This is a genomic window from Buttiauxella brennerae ATCC 51605 (assembly GCF_001654925.1).
Lineage (GTDB): Bacteria > Pseudomonadota > Gammaproteobacteria > Enterobacterales > Enterobacteriaceae > Buttiauxella > Buttiauxella brennerae.
Map to the genome: position 1 here is coordinate 167,777 of NZ_LXER01000011.1, position 13,166 is coordinate 180,942.

Below are 13,166 nucleotides of genomic sequence, written 5' to 3' on the forward strand. Positions count from 1 at the left end.
TAACTGTTTTTATGATGGTATCATAGGAATACCCAAAAGAGAGAATGAGAAAACACGACGAAGCGTGAATCGCTATGATGTCTGCAAGCGGTGCGGCATCCCAGTGAAGTGGTCAACAAAAACTGGCCGCAGTTTTAGAGTTTTTCCAGGACAATCGCTCTGATTCATTGGGTGTTAACGGGAAAACAAATCGAGTACTACAGCCAGATAAGCCCAGCGTTTTCCCGTCCAGATATAAGTCACATCACCGCACCAGGCCTGATTAGGCTCGGTAACAGCAAACTGGCGATCCAGATAATTAGGGATCTCAATGTGTTCCTTAGACGCCTTCTTATAACGATGGCCAGGTTGCTGACAGCTGATAATATTGAGTGCTTTCATCAGCTTTGTTGCCCGCCAGGTTGCCTGTAACGCTAGATAGTTTGTTGCTACTCAAACAGCATTATGGTGTTTCTGTTGCAGCAATTATCATGCGCTTACGTGCTTTGAATTTGATTTCTGATGAAGACTGACCTGCCCCAGTTGATTCACACAACACTGAGTTGGTGATGTCTTGAATCGACCTGACTTAAGCGGCTGATGAGTTCGCATTCACTCCTCGCTTATAACCATGGGTCTGATGTAATGGTGCCCTGCGATCGGGCACATCATGAGGTATACTTCCTACTAATACAGATTAGCTTTGCCGATTAAAGTGAAGTGGGCAGCTCAGTTCTTTTTCCCTGCCAGCATGTCAATCATCATGAGATAAACCCTGTCGCATTTAACACCTGGATTCTGTACAGCAAAATTCCATCCTTCGTCTATTGCGGCTGCAACTGCCGTTGTGGAGGCGATGGGCCAGTCAATTACTGCGTCATAAACTCTACTGATTGCCTTGTCCTTATCTATACCAGTCCGCTGTTGTTGACACGTTCTGACCATGATTTCAGCAGCCTGTGCAGGCTGGCTTTTGGGATATGCAGCGATAGCATGAGCAGAGGCTGTTATGGTGAGCAATGCAGTCATTATCCATTTATTCATTGTATTTTCCCTCAGCGTACCTGAATACCCTGCACCGGACTGTTTTCCCATGTCATGGGGCGGTCCTCTGGGATTGTCGGAGCGTTGTGATTACTCTCTTTACTAAAAACAGGCTTTGCGCTTTCAGGCAAATTATCCGGGGAAATAATCTTGGCCTTAACCCCTAACCGATCACCCAACGTGGTATTGAGCTGGTCGCACAATGTTTTTATCTGAAACCGTATCCCGCTCTGGTTAATGCTATAGCTTTTTGATTGCTGGTCCAGAATGAACTGGTCATGAAGTGAGTGGTAATAGTTGATGTTATCCTGCGTTAAAGCCGTTACGTTCCCTAAATTATCCTGATAGCGGTTTGCCTGTATGACCTTATCAAGGCTGTTCAATACCTCATCACCAATGTAGCCAAATTTATGGCAGCTATTCAGGTTTGCGTAGGCATCATAGAGTACCTGCAATGTCTCCATCGGTAATGTTTTTGCACTGGCGCATCCGGAAATGGCCAGCAGCAGAACAACTGCGGATTTCTTCATTTTGTATTATCTCCTTTCATCAGTTCCTGATGTATCGATCGGGCCAGATGAACTCTGGTGTGGTTTCCAGCGCATCTGCAATAATCTTTTCTGCACGTGGGTAGTGACGCTCAAAGGCATTGCTGAGTGTGCGTGAAGCCAGCCCATGCTGGCGGGAAAGCGCAGACAATGAGAGCCCCCGTTTGTGCAGGGCCGCCACAATATCCGCCCGGTGCCAGTTTCCGACACTTCCCTTGGTTCGCTTTTTTTGCGAAGCTGTTGAGTTACTCAATGTATTAACTCCAGGTTGTAAGTACCTGAATCATTAAAAGCGAATAAAGGGAAGTTATCAAGTTCCTTTTGTGGGTTATTTGCACTCATTTAACTAACGCTTTGATAAGAGGTGAAATTTTTATGAGTACTGAGAACGTGACGGTAACAGACGGTGATGAATTTTCTGATGTCGGTGAATGGCTGACGGCAGAAGGTTTTGTGGGGATGGAAGGAATGCCGGGGACAGCAAAAGGGGCGCGTCTGCGACTGGAAAAGCTGACGGCACTGCACCCTGAAATTCGTCGCAAACGAACGCGAGGGAAGGGCTTTCTGTACCATATCAGCGCAGCCGGGATGTCACTGCAAAGTGAAAGGGATGCCGCTGGCTCCTCAACAGACGAGCAGCTCAATCTGTGGATACAACTGTTTCGTACCATGAAACCGGCCTCGCGGGAAAAGCTCCTGCAACTGGCGCTGGCGCAGGTGGCGGCTGACCTTGGAGCAGCGTCAAAGCTCGACTGAGTGGCAAATTGCTATGGCTGGGCTTCTTTCAGTCCTGATGGGTGGGAATGAGAATTATTTGCAATAACTCATTGATTTTGCTATAATTAATACAGTGGTGACCATCATGCGCCAGCCACTACCACACCATCATCCAGGCTGACTTTCAGCCATCAACTCATCCCCGGAACGTTAAAATGAAACTTCCCCGAGACGTGCAGGCGTCCCGCCAGGGTCAGCACGACTATTTGTGCGGTATATACAGCCTGATTAACACCATGAGTTATCTCTACGATGGCAGAGTACAGAGGGAAAAACTGATGTACCGTCTGCTCGACAACTACCGGCGACGATGGGACTTATTTGACCTTCTGACCCTTGGCCTCGATGAAGAACAGCTGGACCATCTCATCAACAGCATTCTTCTCACAGGTCACTACTCCCGGCATTACCCCCTGCATTTTCATACCCCGTTTCGTTCACTCTCTCTACGTACCCGACAGATTTTCCAGCATATAAGTGACTGGCTGGCTGAACCTGAGAATCATGCGCAGCGAGTGGTGATTCTGGGCACCACCTGGCACTGGTCAGTGGTGATTCGCACCGACGCGACCCGGCTGTTTCTGTTTGACAGTCTGGGGATACGCAGCCAGAGAAAAGAGGCTTTTTCAGTACAACCGGAACTTAAGCGTCACACGCTGTTGCCCGATGCCATCTACTTTGTTGAACGTGAATTCTGACCTGCAAGGTAAGGAGTACACCATGACGTTTATTGCCTGTGACCGTAGCGGTCATTACCAGACCCAGGAGCCGGTGACCCGCGAAGAGATTATCCGCTTTGCCCACACGCTGCTGTCCCGCCAGTTTCGCAATCGCCGTAAAATCACTTCATCTGAAGATGTTCGCCAGTGGCTGGTCATGAAGCTGGCGCTGGAAACTCGTGAAGCTTTTGGTGTGATAATGCTTTCGCAGCAACACCATATTCTTGGCTATCAGACACTGTTCACCGGGACGCTAAGCCAGACCATGGTTTACCCACGTGAAATCGTCAGTCTGGCGCTGATTCATAATGCAGCCGCAGTGATACTGGTGCACAACCATCCCAGTGGCGAGCCGGAGCCGAGCCAGGCTGATAAATTCATTACACAGAAAATTACGGACGCGCTGGCACTGCTGGATATCCGCGTTACAGACCACCTGATCGTAGGTGGCGACAGCGTGTATTCCTTTGCCGAGCACGGACTGCTCTGAGTTAGCTGGTTTAATACACATTATCCACGTTAAGACACATCCGCTTTACCCCTTCATCAATTTCAAACTGTAAACAATGAGGTTTTGCTCATGAACATCAATGCCGTTATTCAACCGGCAGGTTTTTTGCTGCCTGTCAGTCTGCATCTGTTCGAACTGCTGATGACGGAGGCGGGTGACATTCCCGCCCATAAACGCCATATCCCCGCCGTGACACTCAACTTTCGTGACCCGGACTACAGTGTGGAGCGGGGCGGTTATCACCCGGTCGAAATCCGGCTGGTACATCAGGAGGATGAATGGTGCCTGGACTACGCCACTGACTTTGGCTATGTCGGCACTGTGTACCCGGAGCTGGAGAAAATCATCGATATCAGCTGGTCACAGGGCTATGTCTGGCACTGCCGGACAGGCGACATGTCCCAGAGGGATGCCCGGGAGCTCTATAAGCTCTGGGAGCGCAATTTCCTGAGCTACCACGCCTGCGGGGTTTATACCACGCATGTGCTGTGGGAAAGCTGAATCACCACCATGCACTGCCGGTAGCGATGCACCGGCAATGCATCACTTGAGAATACACAGAATGACGAATCCAACTGATTTGACTGACCCTGCGCTCACGCCACAGTGGGGACTTCCGCTCAACGTGAAACCGCGCTTCGGGGCGCGTCTGGTGCAGGAGGGGCGCCGCCTACATTTTCTGGCCGACCGGGCCGGGTTCACCTCTACGTTCAGCGAGGCGGATGCGCGGCATTTGGACCAGGCCTTCCCGCTGCTACTGAAGCAGATGGAGGGCATGCTGCTGTCCGGTGAGTTGGATCCGCGCAGGGCGAGCGGCGTGATGCTGCAGGCAAAAGGGCTGACCTGCGAGGCTGACACGCTCGGCTCCTGTGGTTACGTGTATATCGCCATTTATCCGACTCCAGCGGTAAAAGCCTGAGCCATAAAGAACTATCCACGTTAACCCCTTCTTTTTTTGACTTACGAGATAACCAATATGAAGAAATCACCCGATTCGCCGACGCGGGCGGCGCAGTGCTGCCCGTCACCCGTTATGGTCTGGCGTACCCTGCTGACGCATCTGCTCAGTCAGCACTATGGACTGACTCTCAACGACACACCGTTTGGCGATGACTGCGTTATTCAGGAGCACATTGATACCGGGGTTTCGCTGGCAGACGCCCTGAACGCCGTAGTTGAAAAGTATGACCTGGTGCGCACCGACCAGAAGGGCTTCAGTTTTATCCCACGGTCCTCGCTTATCACATCCACTGATGTCATGCGTGCACGAAAGGCCGCAGGGCTTATGAAGCGTGGCAGTTACCAGTCGGTAAAAAGCACCACTCAGGAGCCTCTCCCACCATGTGGCAATGCGCCTGCGGACATGACCACGCAGAGGAGTCCGGAGAGCCTGACATTGCCGTTGAGTACCTTTAACCGCAGTGAAGCGGAGGCTGTTGTTGCGGCTTACTGCAACGTCACCATTGAGGATGACCAGCGTGCCCACTTCCGGCTGGTGATACGCGATGCTGAAGGGCTGCTTGTGTGGCGGGCATGGAATTTTGAGGCGGATGCGGGGCAGGGACTGAATGCGTATCTGCTGAGCCATGGCGTGAAATCACGCTGACTTCATTCCCCGGCACCTTACTGGCGTCGGGGACAGTCCCTTTTTCAGGGAGAGGATAATGACCACAAAAACGACTCAGAACACCCCACGACATGGCCCTGCCAGCGCTGTGGGAAACTTAGCCATAAACCCCGCCCAATTGTGGCTGGATGGACTGACAACTGCGGGACGTAAGGGGATGCAGAGCCAGCTCAGGCGCTGCGCAGATATTCTCAGTTCGGGAGGTACGCCTGACAGTTATCCCTGGCATACGCTGGATTATGCCAGTGTGATGCGGGTGCGAGCCTGCCTGCTGGATGCGGAATATGCCGTTGCCACGGTGAATATGGCGTTGTCGGCGCTGAAGTCCGTGGCCGGGGCAGCGTTCAGTATGGGTCTGCTGGATGCTGACAGGCTGACGCATATACGGTCAGTCCGGCGAATCAGCGGAGATGCCCGCCGGCAGGGGCGTGCACTGGACAGTAGCGAAATCCGGGCGATGCTGGACGCAGCGACTGGATATGCGGTATTGCGCAGCCAGCGTGACCGCGCCATTCTGCTGCTTTTGTGTGGCGCTGGTCTACGGGCCGGTGAGCTGGTTGCGTTGAACGTTGAGGACGTCGATGTGACCACTGGCATTGTTTGGGTCAGGCAAGGGAAGGGCCGCAAAAGCCGGGAAATTCATCTTGCAAGGAAAGTCTGTACACAACTCAAACGCTGGTTGAAAGTCAGGGGAGGCCATGACGGTCCGTTGTTCAGTCGCATCAGCCGTGCTGACCGTTCAGGGCATCAAAGGCTCACGACAACCGGCCTGACGGGGTTACTGAGACAACTGTGCGAACTGGCGGCCGTGGAGTATTTTACCCCGCATGATTTGCGTAGAACCTTTATCACACAACTTCTGGAGCAGGGTATCGATATCAACATTGTACGCCAGCTGGCAGGCCATGCTGACATATCTACGACCACCCGCTACGACTGCCGTGGTGAGGTGGTGGTACAACAAGCCTCCAGAGGGTTTAGTTGCTGGTAGCTGTTTGGGGGATATGCTTCTCACTCTGCTGGCTAAAACCATCAAACGGGGCCAGAACCTATTTTTATGACCCAAATATATGCAGACAGTTCGTTTTGACGTAAGGGGGCCGGGAAGCACGGGTGATTCACCACCCCGGTGAATGCCCCCTTGAACATGAGGCTGTATCGGCTCAAATATTCGTTTATATACCCCTGCGAGTATTCACAGGGGGTTACCGGAGGCTATTTAGCTAAAGTAGCGATTTCTGTTGGTTGCTACCCATAATGGCGGGTTGCCTAGCAGACCCAGTTTTGCTTTGCAATCGGGCCAGAATGACCAGACTTCACCCTTGTTCAAGAGTTCATATTCATATTGTTTGAATACCTTCTCCTGGTGTTTCGGCATTTTCCTGGCACCAATGCGTTTCAGAAAGTCATGCTTATTTCTTGCCAGAGTATGTCCCTTTTTATAGCTAAAACGGTTATCAGTCCCATGAAGCATGTTATCCAGGCCTTTATGGTAGATTTGTAAGCTTTCAAAAGGGTTAACTAATTTATCAAGATCGGCCAGACGAATGGCTCTGTTGGCCTGTTTTGAATGAGGTGTATTTTTGGGGCGAATTCTGGCCTCAATACGCAGGAAATCAGCATATTCATCCACCCTGAGAATATTTTTTCCCAAAGTTTCTACCTTTTCAATGGAAGATTCTACCCCAAATAAATCAGTTTTCTCATAAATTGACATCTGGAGGTGGGAGTACACCGTTCCCAGAGTCAGTCCCCGTGAGTCACCTTCCAGATTCATATTCCCTGTATAGCAGCGTTTCAGTCCAAAAAAATAATCCTCAAGCGTACAGTTATAAACATCCAGAGCCACATCCAGACGGGTGACCCATGCACGTTTAAAGATCGTGAAAATAAGATCTGCCAGTCCACTTTCAGCCAGCCACAGAATAAGCTTATTCATTCCATTTTCAGTGAGATGCTGTGGCCGGAATTCAAAGCGAATATTACCCACATTATCCCTGTATGGTTTATAGTCAATTCTTACCAACATAGTACTGCCAGAGGATATTTTCACCCCTTTCTGATAATGGTTTTTACCATTCTTTTTATGGTATACAGGCTCGACAGAATAGTGCTCAGTCATACCCATGATATTCTTTACCCAGTCTCTAATTGTATTTTTCTCACGTTTACCATCCACCATGGATACAATAGTGATCCCATCAACACGCATTCTCAGCGGGTGCCCATCTTTACTACGACCAACTTTTAATGACTTCTTCCCATTATCTATATTCTTCATACTCATCATCGTTCTCCCATAACCATTCATCCATGTGAGTGGCTATATCAATTAATCCAATTACATGGTTCTGAGTGGGCGCATATGTGGCTTATAGACGGTTCAAAAACACGCCCATAAGCCACTAACCCTCGACCTCTAGCGTCCTGCTGGCATTCTTGAAGCTATCCACGCCTCAACGTCGTGTTGCAACCACGCCACAGCACGTCCTCCCGTGAGCGACACCTGTCGCGGAAAAGTACCTGCGGCAATCATCCGGTAGAGCGTTGCCCGGCTCACGGCGCAGCGCGCCAGTACGGTCTGTATCCTGATTAACCTGATTTCGTTCATCGAAGTGCTCCTTCGCTTGTTTAGGTGCACTTTGGTACAAGATGTTTTTTTACTGACCTGACACTGGAAAAGGCGTGACGGTTCGCGATGCTTGCGTGACGGTCACGAAATATATATGGTGTTTGTGAGCGTGACCGTCACGCGACCGTGATGGTTGTATTTCTCATACTGTGAAGCCACCCAAAGGAGGCTACAAAATGGCTGGAAGAATGACCCGAAAGGGGCAGAAAACGACCCTTTCCAAAGCACTAAAACCGAATTCTGATGTGCAGCGGCAGGATGCCCGTCGTGGTACCCTGAAAAAAGATTTTGGCCCGTCTGTAGATGTTTATATGTCAGAAACGACTAAGAACCGGCTGGACAATCTCATTGAAAAGGGGGTATTTCCCGGTGAGGACGTTTCACCAGGAACCCGTGGGCGTTGTTATGCATTGGCTGAATTGATTAATCAGTTTTACTATGATGCATTTGTCCGCCCCAAGACAAAGGCCGGGAAAGAGATTGCTGATTTGTATAATGTTATATGGGAGAAGCGTATTGTTGATCGGTGTTCAGAAGATGAAGTGGCGAATTATTTGAATGAGGAGGGTTACCGTTATCCTGAAATAAAAAAGGACGATGTTGTACTACGGAACATTACCTGGAGTGCAGTTGATGTTATTAAAATGACACATACTGAAGATGTCATTTCTTTAATCAGGGCTGCGCGGGACGTAAAATAATAGGGGGCTGTGTTACTAAGTTAATATAACGATCCTGTTTATGATTCTGTGTAAATCCCTTTTTTTTAGAAGTGACCGTCAAGGGGGGTATCTATATAGATGTATCAACACTAGTCACTGGATATATAAAACTTAAAACCCTTCCGTAATTGAAATCCTTTTAATAGACTTCAGGCTGGACCCGGGTTTTGTACAGCTTTTGGGATCTAGAACTGTGCACCGCGTAAGAGCGGTGTTCCAGTTGGCGAAGCGCATAAATGGGATAAACGAGTGCAGAATGGCATAACAATGTCGCTCGTATTAAACAATATCCTTGCTGGCCCTCCCATCATCCACGAAGATAGCTATCAGTGAGTTAACGTTGAATGAGGGGACATAGGGAATGCTCGAAGTCGAATTTCGGGAATGGCTAGAGATCAGAGGTGCCAAAACACAAGCGGGCCTCAACTCTCGTATTTATGCGGTTAAAACTATCGAAAAAAAACTCGCGGCGCTGGGTTCTCCTCATGCAGATCTGGATGCAGCCTACAAGGCTGATGGATTTGCACAATTGCGACAACGTATCAAACAGATTCGTCGCGATGCTAAAGACAACGGCGACGACTATCGAATGCTGATGCCTGACTCAGAACAGCCGCTTAACCGATTGTATAACTGGAACAGCTGGCTCGGGCAGTGTGGACGCTTTCTTGGCGGCGATGACTCCCAGGCCGACGAGATCCGGGATTACGTCCTCGAAAAGTGGGGGGCTCAAAGAGAGGCCGAGAAAAACACTAGACTTTGAGTCACCCGCAGAGCGATTTAACCAGTGTGTTGCATCCATTAGTTGAACTCACAGCGAAAAGCGGACAGTGATGACAGCATTCTTTTTGAATCAACGGCGGGGCAGATGGTAATGACACAGGCTTTATGGTCTGGTAATGGTCGCTCTGAAAGCGATCTTTCCTGCAATCCCGCGTTTTCTTGTTCCGGAAAGCGGTTTTATAAGCGTGTGTGGTTTGTGTCAAGCATCTCAATGGAAATCGTTCATGGGACCGATGATTAAGTGACGCCGCACACAATGAACGCCTCGGCTCGCTGGCCAGCCTGAGTATCTGTCGACTGCGCGAACCGGCAGAGCGCGGCTCAGCCGGGCCGCAAAAAGTCGCGTTTCGGGCCTGAAGACCATGGTCTGATGGAAAGCAAAGGGAACGGATATTAAATCAGAACCTCTCGCAGTCTGATGGGGGCGTTTCCCCTTGGGAATACACTGGCGCTCAGACTGTATGAGCCTGCCGGATCCCCTCCAAGTATAATCATTACAGGCTCCAAGCACTGGTAGTCAGGGTTCGCTGCAATGCTTGTCATAGACCTGAAGTCATCACCACTTGGCTCGGGTGAGCCTCCTGGATGAAAATGCCACTCACCAACATAATACAATCCCGTTTTCCATCGGGCATGAAGTAAAGGCCTCAGCCCTCTGACGCCTCGTTGAAATGTCGTCCGGCCAGCGAGTGAATCCGCTGGATGGGTTGTGGCTTCCACGATCATTGCCGTAGAACTGTCTTCGCTGTATGAGCCAATCAGAATACCACCTGTTTCATTTACGCCAGCTTTAAGACATTCGGAAACCATCTGCTCAATGGTTGAGGAGCTAATGACGACAGTATAAAGTGCACCCTCACTCGAAAAAGTCACATCTTTAATACTCATGCGGCTCTCTCTCGACAGTGCCATCAGGCATCTGCTTAAAATATTCATAGATTCTCCCTGGCGCACTGACCACCCGGCAAATGAATTTTGTACCGACGACCGCCCATAACTGTACATCATCGGCACGGGCCGGAAATACAGGATGCCAGCACCCGATGCCTTCTATTCTCGCCTCATCCATGTCGATCTCAGGTGACGCTGAGGCGTCGAAGCGGCTGGAAGCATCCGTCACCGGAAACGTTGTTTCACTGGCAGCAAACGCAAATAAACCTTCAGCCCGCCATGTCATAGCCAGGCTGATAAATATTTTTTCACTTTGCCAGTCAAATGCCGCCAATGACTTAAGAACACCATCATCACCGGTACAATCAATGATCACGTCGTACTTACGCAGTGAGTTTTTTGCCGCCTCACTCTCAGGGGGAAACGCGCAGCTGAATGAACGTGCACTTGCGTCAGGCAGAATACGATTCAAATGTTCAACCAGCGCGGCCGCTTTGTTATGGCCAACTGACGTCATTGTCAGGGCGTGACGGCTCAGATTTCCGGTCTGTAGGAGGTCTGCATCCAGAATGCCCTGGCTGACAACACCCATGCGCATCAGGTTTTCTGCAATCATGCTGCCCAGTGAGCCTGCACCGATTATCAGCACCTTTTTGCTGCGAATGTCGTTGGCTGCTTCGCCACGTGTTCTGAGCTGGTCGGCAGCCCAGTTCTGCGTCCTCACCCACCTGATGGGCTCCTGTGAAAGTGGCTGTTCGCGATCCCAGGCTCTGCGATTCCGTTCCGTTGGGCGGAATCCGGGGCGTTTTGTCATTGTATTACTGAGACCGGCCAGACGCAGCGCCAGCCAATGAATGCGCGCTGGCTCATCTCCAATTTTGTTTTCCAGCGGAAAACCCAGCAAGAGTAATCCGGGCGCGCGTTGCTTGCGCAGGGCTCTGACAGAACGCCCAATATCTGAAAAGAGGTCCGGCAGTGATAACCCGCATTGTGCGAAGCAATGGCTGAGCTCCTGCCAGGTCCTGGGTGCCTGCCAAGGAGCCAGAACGGGGAGGGTAGGCAAAACAGACCACACTGCGTTCGTTGTTCTCGCGCCTTTGCGCATGAACGGGGACCATTTGGTTGTCCGGATTAGCTTTCCTTTGTTATCAAAAAACTCACGCAAAAAGTGGGTACCGCGCGCACCGGGCAATCCAGTGCTGCTTGCAAACCCCCATTCTCCTGTTTTCGATGCCCAGAAAGGGAGATCATCAATCTGTTCGCTAAAACCGATCACGGTAAAGGGTGACTGACCGGGGAAGGCGGGGAGTTCAACAGCATCCCCGGTTGTGGCCAGTTTTTCCTGTGCAGCTGCGTCAATCCAGAGCAGCAGCCTGCTGAGTCGCCAGCTGATTCGGTCGAGTAATGCTTCGGGTTCCTGCCCCCATAAGTTACGACCAAATGCGGCGGGCGTATTCTCAAGACACGGATTTCCTGATGTCCATCCGGGGGTAGACGCAGCCGAAAAGTTGTAGTTTTGGTGCTGAAACGTTGCAGATATACCTTCCGATTTATCGGGATAGACCTCTATACGTATCTGAGCCTCTTCCTGCCAGAGGACCAGATGCCAGACGCTGTTGTCTGGCATGAACCTGGAGCAGGGTACGGAAAGCCCGGCGGTGAATTTAAGCGACCATCTCTTGTCAGCAGAGAGCGCCCAGGCATTGTTCGTCCGCATCCTGGGATCATTATTGATAAGGGTGAACGCTGCCTGCAGCTCTCCTGGCACCTGCTGAACGACTGTACTCAAGCGAAGCGCCCGGTTTTCTGTGGTTCTGCTGGTTTACTTGGCACTGTAAATCCACCATTGCGATCGCCGCCCTGAGGACCGGGTAAAGGAAACTTGGATCCGAACAGTTGGCGCCAGAGTTCTGCACTTTCCTGAGGATCCTGAGACGCCAGCGCGTTACGAGCAATTTCCGCCGCACCCGCAATACCCTCATAAAATGAACAGAAATCTTCGGTTGATAAGCGCGCCATCACATCATGTTCTTCAACGCCGTGATCTGGCAAACACGGCTTACCTTTCTGGCTGTAAATGTCTGCCCAACGGCACAAAAAAGTGTCCAACAGCTGAACCAGACCTTTGCCCATTGAGGAGGTTCCATTATCCAGAGCGTTACCAATCAGATGCTCCAGCGGATAGCCTTTAGGGTATTTCGGCAGGTTTTCGCTGTTCTGCTGTCGCCACCATTTCACCGCCCTGACAAGGTTGATGTAGTGACCGTTGCAAACGCGGTTTTTCTCAGCGGTCCATCTGATCTGCGCGAGAGGATGCGTCCGGCCCCACTCATTTTTTTCCCTGTCAGGTAGCACTAACGGGTGCGCTTTCCATTCTGAAGCGGGGGCGTCCTCTACCTGCGCACTGTTGCTCTCAGACAACCATCCCGTATTGGGGGACCAGTTTTTATTCAGGCGCCAGTCAGTTTGCTCTTCCAGAGAGTTAACAGTCAGAACTGACTCTGACTTATAGAGCTGCTCAAGATGGCTTTTTTCTGCCCCTGACTCTGGGATGGCGGTGATCACCAGGTCCAATTCGACATAGGAGAGGGTAATGCCAAAAGAGCGCCCCTGAGTTTTCCATTTACCCGGGTAATACTTGTCGAGGAATGGGATGAACAGGTCCATTGCATCAGTGGGAGACATCCGGGTATGGTCAAGATTGGTCACCACGACAATATCAACATCAGGGCGCTTATCGCCGAGCGGACGGATTGCCGTTGAACGACGAATGCTGCCCTGCAGGAACGTTGATACGACAATTTCCTTGAGTGGTTCGAAATTCTTCAGGCGCTCGCGCAGTGTCCTTGCACCACTTTTCCAGTCTTCCTTCTGTGTATCAGTCGGCCTGATATTTGCTAAAAATTCGTTGAACTGAGGTTGAAGTTCCATGG

Annotated in this window: 17 protein-coding genes and 2 pseudogenes; 10 read left to right on the forward strand and 9 right to left on the reverse strand. The window is 50.7% G+C overall.

The annotated features are described in order from the left end of the window. Positions 1-177 precede the first annotated feature (177 nt). The 4 genes and pseudogenes from M975_RS06045 to M975_RS06060 all read right to left on the reverse strand — a co-directional run. Positions 178-399 (reverse strand): annotated as a pseudogene (locus tag M975_RS06045) (DDE-type integrase/transposase/recombinase); the annotation flags it as partial. Positions 400-708: 309 nt separating this feature from the next. After that, positions 709-1,023, reverse strand: a complete 315-nt coding sequence (locus M975_RS06050; RefSeq protein WP_064557953.1) for a hypothetical protein — start codon at positions 1,021-1,023, stop codon at positions 709-711. Positions 1,024-1,034: 11 nt separating this feature from the next. Further along, positions 1,035-1,553 (reverse strand): hypothetical protein, encoded by a 519-nt coding sequence (locus tag M975_RS06055; RefSeq protein ID WP_064557954.1) that lies wholly within the window; start codon positions 1,551-1,553, stop codon positions 1,035-1,037. Positions 1,554-1,572: 19 nt separating this feature from the next. Next, positions 1,573-1,824 (reverse strand): helix-turn-helix domain-containing protein, encoded by a 252-nt coding sequence (locus M975_RS06060; RefSeq protein ID WP_064557955.1) that lies wholly within the window; start codon positions 1,822-1,824, stop codon positions 1,573-1,575. A gap of 122 nt (positions 1,825-1,946) precedes the next feature. Between M975_RS06060 and M975_RS06065 the strand changes: the two genes are divergently transcribed. The 8 genes and pseudogenes from M975_RS06065 (at position 1,947) to M975_RS06095 (ending at position 6,196) form a co-directional block, all read left to right on the forward strand. Next, positions 1,947-2,327: a hypothetical protein gene (locus M975_RS06065; protein WP_064557956.1), complete on the forward strand. Its 381-nt coding sequence runs from the start codon at positions 1,947-1,949 to the stop codon at positions 2,325-2,327. A gap of 176 nt (positions 2,328-2,503) precedes the next feature. Further along, complete coding sequence (locus tag M975_RS06070; protein ID WP_064557957.1) at positions 2,504-3,046, forward strand: hypothetical protein; 543 nt, start codon at positions 2,504-2,506, stop codon at positions 3,044-3,046. 22 nt (positions 3,047-3,068) lie between these two features. After that, positions 3,069-3,557 (forward strand): JAB domain-containing protein, encoded by a 489-nt coding sequence (locus M975_RS06075; protein ID WP_064557958.1) that lies wholly within the window; start codon positions 3,069-3,071, stop codon positions 3,555-3,557. Positions 3,558-3,647: 90 nt separating this feature from the next. Next, positions 3,648-4,079, forward strand: coding sequence for a DUF2787 family protein (locus tag M975_RS06080; RefSeq protein WP_064557959.1), 432 nt, complete (start codon positions 3,648-3,650; stop codon positions 4,077-4,079). Between the two features lie 61 nt (positions 4,080-4,140). Then, complete coding sequence (locus M975_RS06085; protein ID WP_064557960.1) at positions 4,141-4,497, forward strand: type IV toxin-antitoxin system YeeU family antitoxin; 357 nt, start codon at positions 4,141-4,143, stop codon at positions 4,495-4,497. 57 nt (positions 4,498-4,554) lie between these two features. After that, positions 4,555-4,902, forward strand: a pseudogene (locus tag M975_RS23320) (TA system toxin CbtA family protein); the annotation flags it as partial. A 39-nt stretch (positions 4,903-4,941) separates the two neighbouring features. Then, positions 4,942-5,184, forward strand: coding sequence for a DUF905 family protein (locus tag M975_RS23325; RefSeq protein ID WP_245164331.1), 243 nt, complete (start codon positions 4,942-4,944; stop codon positions 5,182-5,184). A gap of 58 nt (positions 5,185-5,242) precedes the next feature. Beyond that, a complete protein-coding gene (locus tag M975_RS06095; protein ID WP_083967845.1) occupies positions 5,243-6,196 on the forward strand; it encodes a tyrosine-type recombinase/integrase in 954 nt (317 codons plus the stop codon). A gap of 228 nt (positions 6,197-6,424) precedes the next feature. Here M975_RS06095 and M975_RS06100 read toward each other — a convergent pair whose 3' ends face one another. Both M975_RS06100 and M975_RS06105 read right to left on the reverse strand, forming a co-directional pair. Continuing rightward, positions 6,425-7,492, reverse strand: coding sequence for a hypothetical protein (locus M975_RS06100; protein WP_157093338.1), 1,068 nt, complete (start codon positions 7,490-7,492; stop codon positions 6,425-6,427). A 132-nt stretch (positions 7,493-7,624) separates the two neighbouring features. After that, positions 7,625-7,816, reverse strand: a complete 192-nt coding sequence (locus M975_RS06105; RefSeq protein WP_064557963.1) for a helix-turn-helix transcriptional regulator — start codon at positions 7,814-7,816, stop codon at positions 7,625-7,627. Positions 7,817-8,013: 197 nt separating this feature from the next. On the opposite strand from M975_RS06105, the gene M975_RS06110 reads away from it, so the two are divergent. Continuing rightward, the gene (locus M975_RS06110; RefSeq protein WP_064557964.1) at positions 8,014-8,538 is read left to right on the forward strand and encodes a hypothetical protein; all 525 of its coding nucleotides are present in this window, start codon (positions 8,014-8,016) and stop codon (positions 8,536-8,538) included. A gap of 382 nt (positions 8,539-8,920) precedes the next feature. Next, on the forward strand, positions 8,921-9,322 hold the full coding sequence (locus tag M975_RS06115; protein ID WP_064557965.1) for a hypothetical protein: 402 nt from the start codon (positions 8,921-8,923) through the stop codon (positions 9,320-9,322). A gap of 413 nt (positions 9,323-9,735) precedes the next feature. Here the strand turns inward: M975_RS06115 and M975_RS06120 are convergent, their stop codons facing one another. Genes M975_RS06120 through M975_RS06130 form a run of 3 tightly spaced genes read right to left on the reverse strand, consistent with a single transcriptional unit; the run spans position 9,736 to position 13,164 of the window. After that, complete coding sequence (locus M975_RS06120) at positions 9,736-10,230, reverse strand: Mov34/MPN/PAD-1 family protein (RefSeq protein WP_064557966.1); 495 nt, start codon at positions 10,228-10,230, stop codon at positions 9,736-9,738. Continuing rightward, positions 10,220-12,022, reverse strand: coding sequence for a ThiF family adenylyltransferase (locus M975_RS06125; protein ID WP_083967847.1), 1,803 nt, complete (start codon positions 12,020-12,022; stop codon positions 10,220-10,222). The genes M975_RS06120 and M975_RS06125 overlap by 11 nt, the downstream gene beginning before the upstream one ends. After that, positions 12,019-13,164, reverse strand: a complete 1,146-nt coding sequence (locus M975_RS06130; RefSeq protein WP_064557967.1) for an SMODS domain-containing nucleotidyltransferase — start codon at positions 13,162-13,164, stop codon at positions 12,019-12,021. Before M975_RS06130 ends, M975_RS06125 begins: the two co-directional genes overlap by 4 nt. Positions 13,165-13,166 lie beyond the last annotated feature (2 nt).

What these genes read in the sequence shown, in the direction of transcription:
- M975_RS06075 (WP_064557958.1), top strand. Translation starts at nt 3,069, where the DNA reads ATGACGTTTATTGCCTGTGACCGTAGCGGTCATTACCAGACCCAGGAG.
- M975_RS06065 (WP_064557956.1), top strand. Translation starts at nt 1,947, where the DNA reads ATGAGTACTGAGAACGTGACGGTAACAGACGGTGATGAATTTTCTGAT.
- M975_RS06085 (WP_064557960.1), top strand. Translation starts at nt 4,141, where the DNA reads ATGACGAATCCAACTGATTTGACTGACCCTGCGCTCACGCCACAGTGG.
- M975_RS06080 (WP_064557959.1), top strand. Translation starts at nt 3,648, where the DNA reads ATGAACATCAATGCCGTTATTCAACCGGCAGGTTTTTTGCTGCCTGTC.
- M975_RS06100 (WP_157093338.1), bottom strand. Translation starts at nt 7,492, where the DNA reads ATGAGTATGAAGAATATAGATAATGGGAAGAAGTCATTAAAAGTTGGT.
- M975_RS06105 (WP_064557963.1), bottom strand. Translation starts at nt 7,816, where the DNA reads ATGAACGAAATCAGGTTAATCAGGATACAGACCGTACTGGCGCGCTGC.
- M975_RS06120 (WP_064557966.1), bottom strand. Translation starts at nt 10,230, where the DNA reads ATGAGTATTAAAGATGTGACTTTTTCGAGTGAGGGTGCACTTTATACT.
- M975_RS06055 (WP_064557954.1), bottom strand. Translation starts at nt 1,553, where the DNA reads ATGAAGAAATCCGCAGTTGTTCTGCTGCTGGCCATTTCCGGATGCGCC.
- M975_RS06095 (WP_083967845.1), top strand. Translation starts at nt 5,243, where the DNA reads ATGACCACAAAAACGACTCAGAACACCCCACGACATGGCCCTGCCAGC.
- M975_RS23325 (WP_245164331.1), top strand. Translation starts at nt 4,942, where the DNA reads ATGACCACGCAGAGGAGTCCGGAGAGCCTGACATTGCCGTTGAGTACC.
- M975_RS06050 (WP_064557953.1), bottom strand. Translation starts at nt 1,023, where the DNA reads ATGAATAAATGGATAATGACTGCATTGCTCACCATAACAGCCTCTGCT.
- M975_RS06070 (WP_064557957.1), top strand. Translation starts at nt 2,504, where the DNA reads ATGAAACTTCCCCGAGACGTGCAGGCGTCCCGCCAGGGTCAGCACGAC.
- M975_RS06115 (WP_064557965.1), top strand. Translation starts at nt 8,921, where the DNA reads ATGCTCGAAGTCGAATTTCGGGAATGGCTAGAGATCAGAGGTGCCAAA.
- M975_RS06110 (WP_064557964.1), top strand. Translation starts at nt 8,014, where the DNA reads ATGGCTGGAAGAATGACCCGAAAGGGGCAGAAAACGACCCTTTCCAAA.
- M975_RS06130 (WP_064557967.1), bottom strand. Translation starts at nt 13,164, where the DNA reads ATGGAACTTCAACCTCAGTTCAACGAATTTTTAGCAAATATCAGGCCG.